The sequence below is a fragment of the Nocardia sp. NPDC050713 genome (assembly GCF_040654315.1).
Classification (GTDB): Bacteria; Actinomycetota; Actinomycetes; order Mycobacteriales; family Mycobacteriaceae; genus Nocardia.
Genome location: NZ_JBFAHS010000035.1, coordinates 1 through 13,453, shown reverse-complemented (window position 1 = coordinate 13,453; position 13,453 = coordinate 1). Strand labels below are relative to the sequence as shown.

General features: G+C 67.4%; 13 protein-coding genes. 1 reads left to right on the top strand and 12 read right to left on the bottom strand.

Annotated elements, in window-relative coordinates:
- Window positions 1–190 precede the first annotated feature (190 nt).
- Window positions 191–652, top strand: coding sequence for a YfbM family protein (locus AB0H49_RS34205; RefSeq protein WP_357257209.1), 462 nt, complete (start codon window positions 191–193; stop codon window positions 650–652).
- Between the two features lie 61 nt (window positions 653–713).
- Here the strand turns inward: AB0H49_RS34205 and AB0H49_RS34200 are convergent, their stop codons facing one another.
- From AB0H49_RS34200 to AB0H49_RS34145, 12 genes are all read right to left on the bottom strand, one after another.
- Window positions 714–3,272, bottom strand: a complete 2,559-nt coding sequence (locus tag AB0H49_RS34200; RefSeq protein ID WP_355000461.1) for an ATP-dependent Clp protease ATP-binding subunit — start codon at window positions 3,270–3,272, stop codon at window positions 714–716.
- Between the two features lie 392 nt (window positions 3,273–3,664).
- Window positions 3,665–4,609 carry an alpha/beta fold hydrolase gene (locus AB0H49_RS34195; protein ID WP_357257205.1) on the bottom strand — a complete coding sequence of 315 codons (945 nt, stop codon included), beginning with the start codon at window positions 4,607–4,609 and terminating at the stop codon, window positions 3,665–3,667.
- Between the two features lie 107 nt (window positions 4,610–4,716).
- Window positions 4,717–5,331, bottom strand: a complete 615-nt coding sequence (locus AB0H49_RS34190) for an anthrone oxygenase family protein (RefSeq protein ID WP_357257202.1) — start codon at window positions 5,329–5,331, stop codon at window positions 4,717–4,719.
- A 130-nt stretch (window positions 5,332–5,461) separates the two neighbouring features.
- The gene (locus AB0H49_RS34185) at window positions 5,462–6,022 is read right to left on the bottom strand and encodes an FHA domain-containing protein (protein WP_245910550.1); all 561 of its coding nucleotides are present in this window, start codon (window positions 6,020–6,022) and stop codon (window positions 5,462–5,464) included.
- A gap of 316 nt (window positions 6,023–6,338) precedes the next feature.
- Window positions 6,339–6,698, bottom strand: a complete 360-nt coding sequence (locus AB0H49_RS34180; RefSeq protein ID WP_355000464.1) for an Lsr2 family protein — start codon at window positions 6,696–6,698, stop codon at window positions 6,339–6,341.
- 155 nt (window positions 6,699–6,853) lie between these two features.
- On the bottom strand, window positions 6,854–8,359 hold the full coding sequence (gene lysS / locus AB0H49_RS34175; protein ID WP_355000567.1) for a lysine--tRNA ligase: 1,506 nt from the start codon (window positions 8,357–8,359) through the stop codon (window positions 6,854–6,856).
- Between the two features lie 415 nt (window positions 8,360–8,774).
- Window positions 8,775–9,197 carry a rhodanese-like domain-containing protein gene (locus AB0H49_RS34170; RefSeq protein ID WP_141811520.1) on the bottom strand — a complete coding sequence of 141 codons (423 nt, stop codon included), beginning with the start codon at window positions 9,195–9,197 and terminating at the stop codon, window positions 8,775–8,777.
- A gap of 8 nt (window positions 9,198–9,205) precedes the next feature.
- Window positions 9,206–9,802, bottom strand: coding sequence for a cysteine dioxygenase family protein (locus AB0H49_RS34165; RefSeq protein ID WP_355000465.1), 597 nt, complete (start codon window positions 9,800–9,802; stop codon window positions 9,206–9,208).
- 189 nt (window positions 9,803–9,991) lie between these two features.
- Complete coding sequence (locus AB0H49_RS34160; protein WP_067790002.1) at window positions 9,992–10,786, bottom strand: type III pantothenate kinase; 795 nt, start codon at window positions 10,784–10,786, stop codon at window positions 9,992–9,994.
- Between the two features lie 29 nt (window positions 10,787–10,815).
- A complete protein-coding gene (gene panD / locus AB0H49_RS34155) occupies window positions 10,816–11,235 on the bottom strand; it encodes an aspartate 1-decarboxylase (RefSeq protein WP_355000466.1) in 420 nt (139 codons plus the stop codon).
- A 16-nt stretch (window positions 11,236–11,251) separates the two neighbouring features.
- Window positions 11,252–12,202: a pantoate--beta-alanine ligase gene (gene panC, locus AB0H49_RS34150; RefSeq protein ID WP_357257197.1), complete on the bottom strand. Its 951-nt coding sequence runs from the start codon at window positions 12,200–12,202 to the stop codon at window positions 11,252–11,254.
- 48 nt (window positions 12,203–12,250) lie between these two features.
- Window positions 12,251–13,183, bottom strand: a complete 933-nt coding sequence (locus AB0H49_RS34145; RefSeq protein WP_357257194.1) for a DUF2520 domain-containing protein — start codon at window positions 13,181–13,183, stop codon at window positions 12,251–12,253.
- Window positions 13,184–13,453: the final 270 nt, after the last annotated feature.

Sequence of the window (13,453 nt, the reverse complement as noted above, 5' to 3'; positions counted from 1 at the left end):
GCCAGTGTCTCCGACATTCGTCGGTCCTTCCTGCCGAACCATCAGGTTCGGCCGATCGGACCGAGATCAAGATCCGCCGTTGTTCCGACAGTCCCGTAGGTCCGGCTACATTCCGTCTCGATCAACAAAGGCACACAGTCGGATCGGAATTCGGCGCCGACATCCGGATTTCGAGGGAGCGGGGAAACCAATGGGCGTGATCCTGTCGTTCAAAAAGGTCACGAGCGAGCGGTTGGCGGGGTTGGTGGCCGCCGGAGCGCAAGCGCAAGAAGACCTTTGGAATATCGAGCGCGCGAAGGGCGATCCCGAGGGTTACCTCGACAAGTCGTGGGACGGGCTGCGCTATCTGCTCGAAGCGGCCCGGTCGGGTGTTGACCTGTTCTTCGGCGGCGAGCTCATCGACGACGAGTACTACGCGTGGCCGGTCGATCTCGTCCAGACGACGGCGGAGCAGCTGCGCGCCACACCGTTCGCCGCGCTCGCCGCCCACTACGACCCCGGCGCCATGGACGAGGCGAACGTCTATCCGGGCATTTGGACCAGGGACGGCGACCAAGCACTCGACTACCTGCGCTACCACTACGAGATCCTCGTGGCGTTCTTCGCCGACGCCGCGAAGACCGGCTCCGCGGCGGTCATGCACTTCGGCTGAGCGCATACGAAAAAGGCCCGCCCCCAACGGATCTGTTGGGGGCGGGCCCTTTCGTTGCGGCTTACTCGCCGGACGCGGCCTCCGTGGTGGAGCCCTCGCCCGCGCCGGTCAGCACGACCTCGGGCTTCTCCTCGACGGGCGTCTTGGTCAGCTTCGCCTTGCCGGTGAAGGTGAACTTGGCGTCCTCGCCGGAGCCCTCGCCGTCCCAGCCTTCCACATCCACGAAGATCGTCTGGCCGGGGCCGATCTCGCCGAAGAGGATCTTCTCCGACAGCTGGTCCTCGATCTCGCGCTGGATGGTGCGGCGCAGCGGCCGGGCGCCGAGCACCGGGTCGAAGCCGCGCTTGGCCAGCAGCGCCTTGCCCTGCTCGGACAGCTCGATCTCCATGTCCTTGTTCTTCAGCTGCTTGGCGACGCGGCCGATCATCAGGTCCACCATCTGCACGATCTGTTCGGTCGTGAGCTGGTGGAAGACGATCACGTCATCGATGCGGTTGAGGAACTCGGGCCGGAAGTGCTTCTTCAGCTCGTCGTTGACCTTGAGCTTCATCCGCTCGTAGTTCGAGCCCTCGCTGTTGGACTGCGAGAAGCCCAGGCCGACGGCCTTCGAGATGTCCGAGGTGCCGAGGTTCGAGGTGAAGATCAGCACCGTGTTCTTGAAGTCCACGGTCCGGCCCTGGCCGTCGGTCAGGCGGCCGTCCTCGAGGACCTGCAACAGGGTGTTGTAGATCTCCTGGTGGGCCTTCTCGATCTCGTCGAACAGCACGACCGAGAACGGCTTGCGGCGCACCTTCTCGGTGAGCTGGCCGCCCTCCTCGTAGCCGACGTAGCCCGGAGGGGCGCCGAAGAGCCGCGAGGCGGTGAAGCGGTCGTGGAACTCGCCCATGTCGATCTGGATGAGCGCGTCGTCGTCGCCGAACAGGAAGTTCGCCAGCGCCTTGGACAGCTCGGTCTTACCGACGCCGGACGGACCGGCGAAGATGAACGAACCGGACGGACGCTTCGGATCCTTCAGACCGGCGCGAGTACGGCGGATCGCCTTGGAGACGGCCTTGACCGCGTCCTCCTGGCCGATGATCCGCTTGTGCAGCTCGTCCTCCATGCGGAGCAGACGGGTGGTCTCCTCCTCGGTGAGCTTGAACACCGGGATACCGGTCCAGTTGGCCAGCACCTCCGCGATCTGCTCGTCGTCGACCTCGGCCACGACGTCCAGATCACCGGACCGCCACTGCTTCTCCCGCTCGGCGCGCTTGGCGACGAGCTGCTTCTCCTTGTCGCGCAGCCGCGCGGCCTTCTCGAAGTCCTGCGCGTCGATCGCGGACTCCTTCTCCCGGCGCGCGTCGGCGATCTTGTCGTCGAATTCGCGCAGGTCCGGCGGAGCCGTCATGCGACGGATGCGCATGCGCGCGCCCGCCTCGTCGATCAGGTCGATCGCCTTGTCCGGCAGGAACCGGTCGTTGATGTAGCGGTCGGCCAGCGTCGCGGCGGCGACCAGCGCGCCGTCGGTGATGGACACCCGGTGGTGCGCCTCGTAGCGGTCGCGCAGACCCTTGAGGATGTTGATGGTGTGCTCGACAGTCGGCTCGCCCACCTGGACCGGCTGGAAGCGGCGCTCCAGGGCGGCGTCCTTCTCGATGTACTTGCGGTACTCGTCGAGGGTGGTCGCGCCGATGGTCTGCAGCTCGCCGCGGGCCAGCTTCGGCTTCAGGATCGAGGCCGCGTCGATGGCGCCTTCGGCCGCGCCCGCACCGACCAGCGTGTGCAGCTCGTCGATGAACAGGATGATGTCGCCGCGGGTGTTGATCTCCTTGAGCACCTTCTTCAGGCGCTCTTCGAAGTCACCGCGGTAGCGGCTGCCCGCGACCAGCGAACCGAGGTCGAGGGTGTAGAGCTGCTTGTCCTTCAGCGTCTCGGGGACCTCGCCGTTGACGATGGCCTGCGCCAGACCCTCGACGACGGCGGTCTTACCGACACCGGGCTCGCCGATCAGCACCGGGTTGTTCTTGGTGCGGCGGCTGAGCACCTGCATGACCCGCTCGATCTCCTTCGAGCGGCCGATGACCGGGTCGAGCTTGCCCTCGAGCGCGGCCTGGGTCAGGTTGCGACCGAACTGGTCGAGCACCAGCGAGGTGGACGGGGTCCCGGCCTCGCCGCGGGCGCCGGATTCCACCGGCTCCTTGCCCTGGTACCCGGACAGCAGCTGGATGACCTGCTGGCGGACCCGGTTGAGGTCGGCGCCGAGCTTGACCAACACCTGCGCCGCAACGCCCTCGCCCTCGCGAATGAGGCCGAGCAGGATGTGCTCGGTGCCGATGTAGTTGTGGCCGAGTTGCAGCGCCTCGCGCAAGCTCAGCTCCAGCACCTTCTTGGCGCGCGGGGTGAACGGGATGTGCCCGGACGGGGCCTGCTGGCCCTGGCCGATGATCTCCTCCACCTGGCTGCGCACACCCTCCAGCGAAATGCCAAGGGACTCCAGCGACTTCGCCGCTACACCCTCACCCTCGTGGATGAGGCCAAGCAGGATGTGCTCGGTGCCGATGTAGTTGTGGTTGAGCATCCGGGCCTCTTCCTGGGCCAGGACAACGACACGCCTCGCGCGGTCGGTGAACCTCTCGAACATCGCTCCCTCACTCTCCTGCTCAGACCTTCATAGGCGTCCGACGCTTCAGTGCTGTGGTCAACCTTCGGTCGTCAGCCTGCCATGAAGCCCGGGGGTTGCGGCCCCCGCCATCCACTCTAGTTGGCGGGGGTCCGGGCCGCCTCCAGTCCACCCTATTGGGGACCAGCGACAGCACGGTCATTCACTCATAACGTGAGCGTTTCGGGTTTCGTTTCCGATGCGGTTTTGCCGACAGCGAACACCCTCTGATCGGGCGATCTCGCCCCGATCCACGGGCCATCGTCGCCCCGTTGACGCCCCTGCCAGTGCAAACGACCGAATCGCTCCCGGTGTTCCCGGCAACCCCCGATTTTCGAATCGTTGCGGCGGCCGGGCGGCCGCCACTCCCGCGCTCAGCCCGTGAACGGTGCGGCGAACTGGCACGGTACCGGCCGCGGATGGGCCGGGTCCAGTGCGTTCATGACGAATCCCGCCGCCCGCGCGGTGCCCGCGATGCCCGCGTGCTCGGAGTAATCCTGCGCGCAACCGTCCTGAACCACGACATTGGTGACGTTCGGGCCGGGCACCAGGCCCGCGGTGTACGGGATGACGGCCTCGTCGAGCCGGGTGGCGATGTTCGTATAGGTGATGTCGGGGTGGTAGACGCCGTCGGCGTTGAGCGCCTCGAGGAACGGCGAGCCCGCGATGAGCTGGCGGCAGGCGTGGCACATCGTGGCGCCGACCGCCATGTCGAAGGCGGGTCCCGCGCCGAGGCGAGCGGCGAAGGCGGCGGCGGCGCCGAGGCCCCCCGCGTTGGTGCCGAGCCGGGGCGGGGCGAGGCCGACGAGCTTGTCCACCTTGTCCGCGCCGCCGAGCCGCTTGACGTAGTAGTTGCCGATGAAATTGCCCTGCGAGTGCCCGACGATGTCCACCTTCGCGGCGCCGGTCGCGGCGAGCACGCGGTCGACGAAGGCGGCGAGCTCCGAGCCGCTCTGCTCCATCGGCCGCATGCCGCCGATCGCGGACAGCGGCCAGGGCAGCGCGTGGGCGCCGTAGGTCAGCGCGTAGACGCAGTAGCCCTCGTTGGCCAGCAGCGGCACGTACACGCCCCAATTGGTCTGTGCGCCACCGCCGGTGCCGTGCGCGAGGACCACCGGGTTGGGATGCTCCGCGCTCGGCCGGCAGGACCAGTCGTTGGAGCCTGGCAGCGAGCCGCCGGGCTCGACCAGCTCGGACGGGATGCCGGAGAAGAAGTTGTAGACGACCGGGTAGCGCTGCGCGTGCGCGGAACCCGCCGCGCCGATCCACAGCGCGGCGAGCACGAAGGCCACCACGAACGGAACTGGGACACGTCGCATGGAGCCTCCAATTCTGGAACTTGTTCCAGAAGAAGCTACCGAGGACGTGTCCCAGATAGTGCCGATACCGGCGAGTAACTTATGTAACCCGTTCTACCGTCGGCGAATCAGCCGAGCCGGGGCGCTGCCGGGTACTGCGGACCGTATCCGGCGGGCGCGGCGTAGGCCGTCACGCCCTGGGCGGAACCCGTGGCGCCATGGGCGGGACCCGCGGCTTCGCTCTTGCCCTGCTGGACGCCCGCCGCGAACAGCGCGCCGCACAGCACCAGGAAGGCCAGGGTGTGCACCACCGCGCGGATCACGTTGTAGCGCACCCAGTCGGCCTCGTAGTTCGCGCGAACCGCCGCCATATCCGCGATCTGCCCCGGATCGCCCGCGGCGGCCAGTTGATCGTTGAGCGGGACGTTGAATCCCGCGGTCACCGCGAACGCGATCACGTTGAGCGCCACGGCGATCGCGATCCAGACCAGCGTCGCGCGGTGCTCCCGGCCCAGGTGCAGCACCGCGGCGAGAATGCCGAACGCGACGGTGCCCATGAAGGCGATCATGAACCAGGGATTGATGATGACCACGTTGATCTTCTGCATCACGTCGACGATGGTCCGGTCGTCGCTGCGGTTCAGCGCGGGCATCACCGAGATGGCGTAGGCGTAGAACACACCGGCGGTCAGACCCGTAGCCAGCACGGCCGCCACCAGCGCGGCGATTCTCAGCGCGAACATTCGATTTCTCCTGCCTCACAGTCCCGGTCCGAATCGTCTCGGTCCGGCGACGAGTACAAGTCAATCGTGAACGGGCCCGCGCTTCCATGGTCGAGACGCTCGCCCGCTTAAGCGGGCGTCCACACGCGGGTCAGAGATCCCGGTCGGAGATGATGCCGCTCTGCATGGCCAGTGCCGCCAGGCGCACCCGCTTCTGGTTCTGCGGCAGGCTTTCCACGCCGAACTTGGCGAACAGCGCGCGCAGGTGGGTCTTGATGGCGTCGACGCTGAGGAACAGCTCCTCGGCGATCTGCTGGTTGGAGGCCGGGGTCGCGAAGCCCGCGCCGTTCTTGTACGGGCGGCACAGCGCGACGAGCACTGCGCGCTGGGTCTCGGTGAGCGAACGCAGGGTGGGAATCGAGCCGGTGGAGGTGCGGGTGGCGTCATCGGCGACCGCGCCGAAATCGTGGAAGGAGACCAGCGAGGTGCCGACCCGGATCTTGTCCCCCGCCATCAGGCGGCGCCTGCCGACCAGTCGCTCGCCGTTGACGAAGGTGCCGTTGCGGGAGAGTCCGTCGTCGACGATCGTCCAGTGCGCGCCCAGATATTCGACGGCCGCGTGCAGGCGCGAGACCTCCGCGTCCCAGCGCAACGCGAGATCGGCATGGGGCGAACGGCCGATCGTGACTCGCTGCTGATCCGGGCTCAGCATCAGCTCCTGCTGGCGGCCCGAGTCATCGGTGAATCGCAACAATGATCCGACGAATCCAGTCACTGCGCCGATACCTCATCTCTCCATACCGCCAGTGACGACCTTCGCACAGTTTCCATGGTGCCGCTTCGGGGTACCACGAGCAAGATCGTGCCGGTCCGGTCGATGGTCGGCGTCGAGTCCGAAGCCCGACGCGGTCGAACGAAGTCCTTCCATGTCCCGCACGCCCGAAGTGGAGGCGAACGTGCACAGGTCACAAATGCTGCTGCCGCCCGGGCGTCGCACGATTCGCCCAGGCGGCAGCGGTGGAAAAGTACTAGCCCTTCGCGGCCTTGTTGTACGCGTCGGTGATGTCGGCGGAGATACGTCCGCGAGCGGAGACCTTGTGGCCATTCCGCCGTGCCCACTCGCGAATTGCCGCACTTTGTTCCCGGTCGATGGAGACCCGGCTCTTCGGGGTGGCGGCGGCACCGGCGGCGGCCTTCACGCGGCGACGGCCGCTCACCCGGCGCGCACTGGAAACCCACTGCTCCAGCCCGTCACGCAGCTTCGCGGCATTTGCCGACGACAGGTCGATCTCGTACGACACACCGTCGATCGCAAACTCGATGGTCTCGTCCGCGATGGACTCACCGTCGACATCGTCGATCAGGCTAACGGTGACCTTCTTTGCCATGAGATGAACGTCCTCTCGAAATCGTGCGACCCGCATACTAGGCCGATTACCCGAGGCAAGAATACCTCGAATTCAGAAAATTCCAAGACGAGACTTCGGCTATCGAAACGCACCCGACTCTGTTTGATTTGCGATGTTCGCCGACCGGTGTCTGGTTACGCTCCGGCGCCGCCTGCGGACCGGTCGCCCGAGGCTCGCTGAGTGACCGGACGCACAATTGGGAACAGTATCGTTTCGCGGATTCCCAATCCCGTGAGTGCCATCAACAACCGATCGATTCCCATACCGGTTCCAGTTGTCGGCGGCATGCCGTGCTCCATCGCGGCAAGGAAGTCCTCGTCCAGCGCCATTGCCTCGTCATCGCCCTGCGCGGCGAGCCGAGCCTGGTCCACGAAACGCTCGCGCTGGATCACCGGATCCACCAACTCCGAATAGCCGGTGGCCAACTCGAAGCCGCGGACATACAGATCCCACTTCTCGGTAACTCCGGGCTTGCTGCGGTGCTGACGAGTCAGCGGTGAGGTCTCGATCGGGAAGTCGCGCACGAATGTCGGCGCATAGAGCTTGTCGCCGTACTCGTGCTCCCACAGTTCTTCGACCAGTTTGCCGTGGCCGTAGCCCTTGCCCTCCGGAATTTCCAGTCCGACCCGATCGGCGAGTGCCAGCAATTCCTCGACCGATGTTTCCGGGGTGACCGAGACACCGAGCGCATCGGACAACGAAGGGTACATCTCGACGGTTGCCCACTCGCCCCGAAGATCGTATTCGGTACCGTCCGCGAGGGTCACCACCTGGGTGCCGAAAGCCTCTTGCGCGACTTCCTGCACCAATTCCCGGATCATCTTCGCGGAGTCGTCGTACGTGCCATAGGCCTCATACGTTTCCAACATTGCGAACTCGGGCGAATGGGTCGAGTCGGCGCCTTCGTTCCGGAAGTTCCGGTTGATCTCGAAGACCTTCTCCAAACCGCCGACCACGCACCGCTTGAGGAACAGTTCCGGCGCAATGCGCAGGTAGAGGTCCATATCGAGGGCGTTGGAACGGGTGACGAACGGCCGGGCCGCCGCGCCGCCGTGCAGCGTCTGCAGCATCGGCGTCTCCACCTCGAGGAAGCCGCGGCGCTCCAGCGCGGCGCGCAGCGCACGAACCACCGCGACCCTGGTCCGCGCCATTTCCCTGGCCTCGGGACGCACGATCAGGTCGACATAGCGCTGCCGGACCCTGGACTCCTCGTTCATCTCCTTGTGCGCCACCGGAAGCGGCCGCAGCGCCTTGGCCGACATGGACCAGGAATCGGCCATGACGCTCAATTCCCCGGTGCGCGAGGCGATGACCTCACCGTGCACGAAAACGAAGTCACCGAGGTCCACGTCGGACTTCCAGGCCGCCAGCGCGTCCGCTCCGACGCCGTTGAGGCTGATCATGGCCTGCAGCTTGGTGCCATCGCCCTCCTGGAGCGTGGCGAAGCAGAGCTTGCCGGTATTGCGCAGAAAAATGACGCGGCCGACGACGCCGGCCAGTTGCCCGGTCTGGGTATCGGCGGCAAGATCCGGAAAGGCGGCCCGAATTTCGGCCAGCGAGTGCGTGCGCGGCACCACAACGGGATACGCCTCGGCGCCCTGCGCTAGCAGCCGCTCACGCTTCTCCCGGCGAATCCGCATCTGCTCCGGGACGTCGTCGACTTCCGGGGCGGGTCGGCGGGATTGCGCCGCAGGAACCGAACCCGCGGAGCGACCGGACGAGGGCGTGTTCGGGGTGCTCACATCGGACAACCCTAGCGTGCACCGGAAATCCTTTTGCGGGCCGCCCGGGCTCCGCCCGATAGTAACGAATCGGCATCGGCTTCCGGCGCCTGATGGCCTTTCGTTCCGAAGGCCGTCTGCCGAAACGCGAGCGGGTTTCACCGCCCCTGACAGGTGTTCTTGTGCGGAGACGGCACACGACCAGGCCCTGCCTTTTCCGTTAGCAGGTACTCACCCGGAGAACCGCACCACCAGCAGGTACACCCGCCTCCGCTGGAATACCGAAATCGATTGCCCTACCTACTATTTCGAGATAGAAGCATCTCGTACCGAATTACAACGAGGCGAGCGCGGTGACCTCGCGGGCGAAGTGCGGCGCCCGGCTCGCGATGGTGAGCAGACCCGCCGCCTTGAGTGCTTGGTAACCACCGATCAGATCGGTGGCCCGGTGCAGCCCGAGTTGTTGCAACGAGGCGGCGGCCAAGCTGGAGGTGTAGCCCTCGGAGCAGACGACGATCCATTCCACGTCGTGATCGGCGGCCAGCGCCAAACGCGCGGAACTGGTCGGGTCGAGCCGCCATTCCAGCACATTCCGCTCGATCACCAGGGCGCCCGGCAACGTGCCCTCCCGATCGCGCTGCGCCTGCGGGCGGATGTCCACCAGAATGGCGCCCCTGGCGAGCGCGGCGGGCAATTCGAACGCGTAGATCCGGTCGAGTTGCTCGCGCGCGTTGTCGAGCATCTGGTCGATGGTCAAGGGGGCCATCACATATCACCTTCGGGCTGGTCGGTGAGAACGGTTCGGGTACGCCGCAGGGTGCCGTGGCCGGTCACCTCGTAGTAGGACATGGCGGTCAGCGGCGGGGAATAGGCGTGCACGCTCAACGTCGGATCGAGCGGGCCCGCGGATTCGGCGGCGGCCGGTGCGCGCATCACGTCGTGCACCCAGCCGATGGGGAAGGAAGCCTGATCGCCCGCGGTCAGCGTCCGCCTGCGCAATTCCGTGCCGTTCCAACGGAATTCCGAAAGCGCCCCGCTGAGCACGGTGAGCGCGCCCAGCGATCCGGCGTGGTCGTGCAGCTCGGTGGCTTTGCCCGGCGTCCAGCTGATCAGCCAGACGTCGACCTCGTCGTCGGAGAGCAGCCGGGTAGCCCAGCGCTCCTCGACGGGCCAGACGCCGCCCGCGGGAAGCAGGTGGTCGTAGCGTCCCGCGAGCACGTCCTCGGCGCCTTCGTCGGTCAGCCGCAGCAGATCGGCGGGACGCAGCCTGGTCGGGAGCGCGGGCGCGACGGCACGGTCCACCGGCGGCTTGGCCGACAGGCTGTCACGTGCGGAGGAAAGGGAAAGAACAGAGGAACGCATGAGCGAAACTCCAGGAGGTGGGGATCGGTCGAGGGACTCACGGTCGGCCTCGATCGGTCGAGGCCGGAATCAGCCTCGACAACACTCCTGGGTGCTCACGCGGAAAGACACGTCGGCGAGTCTAGCAGCGCTCTTCGACAGAAGAACAGACCCACCCGGGGTGATTCACGCCCCACCCCAAGCGCAGGGTCAGGATTTGCGGCGCTGCTGGTTGCGTTCGTAGACCAGGCGCAGGCCGGTCAGGGTCAGGTGCGGCTCGTGATGGTCGATGGTCTCCGACTCCGGCACGATCAGCGGCGCGCTGATGCCGGTGGCGACCACGGCGACGTCGTCGCCCGCGAACGCGTCGAACTCGTCGCGGATGCGGTCGATCAGACCGTCCACCAGCCCGGCGAAACCGAAGACAGCCCCGGACTGAATCGCCTCGACGGTGTTCTTGCCGACCACCGAACGCGGGCGCGCCAGCTCGACGCGGCGCAGCGCCGCTCGCTCGATGAGCGCCTCACTGGAGATGGCGACGCCCGGCGCGATGACGCCGCCGAGGAACTCGCCCTTGGACGAGACCAGGTCCACGGTGGTCGCGGTGCCGAAGTCGACGACGATCGCGGCCGAGCCGAAGCGCTGCTGGGCGGCGAGCGCGTTCACGATCCGGTCCGCGCCGATCTCCTTCGGATTGTCGACGAGCAGCGGAATGCCGGTCCGCACACCGGGTTCCACCACCACGTGCGGCACGTGCGACCAGTACCGCTCCAGCATGGCGCGCAGCTCGTGCAGCACCGGCGGCACCGTGGACAGGGCCGCGACGCCCATCACCTCGTCCAGCTGGGCCCCGACGAGGCCGCGCACCTGCATGGCGAACTCGTCGGCGGTCAGCAGCGGATTGGTGTGCATCCGCCAGTGCCGCACCAGCTTGGCGTGCGAGCCGCTGCCGGAGAACAGGCCGAGCTCGATGCTGGTGTTGCGGACGTCGATGGTCAGCAGCATTGCTCACCCGACTTTCGAATCAGTGGCCGTCAGGCGAAAGTGAGCGAGCGCGGGGAGGTCAGGCCGGAACCCTCGGGGGCGTGCGCCGGGTCGGAGCCGAGCTCGATCGGGCGGTTGCGCTCGTCGACGAAGACGACCTTGGGGTCGTATTCGGCGATCTCCTGCTCGTTCATCATCCCGTAGGCGATCAGGATGACCAGGTCGCCGGGATGCACCAGGTGCGCGGCGGCGCCGTTGATGCCGATGACGCCGGAACCGCGCTCGCCCGCGATCACGTAGGTCTCCAGGCGGGCGCCGTTGTCGATGTCGACGATGCAGACCTGCTCGCCCTCGAGCAGATCGGCCGCGTCCAGCAGATCCTGGTCCACCGTCACCGAACCGACGTAGTGCAGGTCGGCGTGGGTCACGGTGGCGCGGTGGATCTTGGACTTCATCATGGTGCGCAACATCTTCGTCGTCGCCTTTCTAGAAAGCTGCCGGTGCCGGCTGGGATTCGAGATTCGGGTGGCCGTCGATCGGAGCGCCGAGGGTGACGGCGATGTTGTCGATGAGCCGGGTGGCGCCGACCTTCGCGGCCACGAGCAACCTGGCGTTGCCGGAGGCCGGGACCGGGCCGAGGGTCGAGGAGCGCAGTTCGAGGTAATCGACGTCGACGCCGGTCGCGGCGTCGAGCACGGCGCGGGCGGCGGCGAGCACGCCATCGGCGCCGAGACCGCCCGCATGCCTGCCCGCCGACAGCGCCGCGGAGAGGGCGAGCGCGGCCTCCCGCTGCGCCGGATCCAGGTAGCGGTTGCGCGAGGAGAGCGCGAGACCATCCTGCTCGCGCACGGTCGGCACCGCGACGATCTTCACGTCGAAGTTCAAGTCGCGCACCATCTGCCGGATCAGCGTGAGCTGCTGGTAGTCCTTCTCGCCGAAGAACGCCTCGCTGGGACGGGCGATCTGGAGCAGCTTGGCCACCACGGTCAGCATGCCCGCGAAATGCGTCGGACGGCTCGCGCCCTCCAGCTCCGCGCCGACCGGCCCGGGATGCACCGTGGTGCGCGAACCGTCGGGGTACATGTCGGACACGCTCGGAGCGAACACCAGGTCGACGCCCTCGGCGCGCAGCAGCTCCACGTCGGCGTCCAGGGTGCGCGGGTACTTGTCCAGATCCTCGTTCGCGCCGAACTGCAGCGGGTTCACGAAGATCGAGACGATGACCACCTGGTTGGTCCGCTTCGCGCGGCGCACGATCTCCAGGTGGCCCTCGTGCAGCGCGCCCATGGTCGGCACCAGGCCGATGGTGCGGCCGACGCCGCGCAAGGCCTTCGCGACGGCGGCGACCACGGTCGGATCGTGGTGCACGGTGAGTTCGCCCGGCTTGTAGGCGCTCTGCCCGATTCGGCGCTCCCGGGGCCCTTCATGGTTACGCACGCTGCCGCCTCCGGGCCCGTCGCTCGCGCCGGGCAAATTTCGGATCCATCAACGGCGTCCTTCCAGGAGCTCGATCAGGGCGGGGTTGGTCTTGGCGCGCTCGGCGGTGCGCAGCGACATGGCTCGATAGCCGGCGGCGAGCCGCTCGTCGGTGGCCTCGAGCGCCGCGAGATGCGTCGCGACGGCGTCGGCGTCGCCGCGGGCGACGGGGCCGGTCAGCGCGGACTGGCCGCGCCGCAGCGCGTTGTCCAGCGCGGCCGACGCGAGCGGGGCGAGCAGGCGCTCGGCGAGTCCGTTGGGTTGGTCGTCGACGATCTGTTGACCGAGCAGCCCCGGACCGGACAGCGCCTCGCGCAACGCTTCCACCGCGTCCAGAACCACGGTCACCAGATGGTTGCTGCCGTGCGCGAGCGCCGCGTGGTACAGCGTGCGGTTCTCCTCGGAGACCCGCACCGGTTCGCCGCCCATCTCGATCACCAGCGACTGCGCGATCGCGTAGCCGATGTCGTCGGCGGCGGTGATGCCGAAGCAGGCGTTGCCCAGCCTGCTGACGTCCTCGTCGTGGCCGGTGAAGGTCATCGCGGGGTGGATGGCCAGCGGCAGCGCGCCGACCTCGACCAGCGGCGCGAGCACGCCGACGCCGTTCGCGCCCGAAGTGTGCACCACGATGGTGCCCGGGCGGACCACGCCCGCGCTCGCCAAGCCGCGCACCAGTCCGGCCAACTCGCTGTCGGGCACCGCGAGCAGCAACAACTCGCTGCGCGCTGCGACCTCCTCGGTCGGCAGGATCTCGGAATCGGGCAGCCGGAGCCGAGCCCGATGCTTGGAGGCGTCGGAAATGGCGGCGACGCCGAACACCACGTGCCCGGCTCGCTCGAGCGCGGCGCCGAGCGCGGAGCCCACGCGTCCCGCCGAGACGATTCCCACCGTCAGGCGTGCGGGCGCAGGGTCGAAGCCCGAAGCCGCGTTGTCAGAAGTCACGCTTCTCGAGGTCAACACTGTCCTCTCGATGTCGTTCCAGTCCCGCACCGCGGGTACCAGACGTTACGAGGTCGAGGATATCGGCCCGAAGTTTGCCGATGCCATGGCCCCGGGACGTGATTTAACGAACAGTGTTGTCGGCGCGCTGGCGCGCGCGGGGTTCGCGGCCCCTTATGTCTCGCTTCCGAGCGGTCGAGACTCGCGCGGGGGGGCGGGGGGGGGGGAACCCCCGGAGAGGAAGGCGCGCCCCGAGCGCGGAAATCAAAGGCG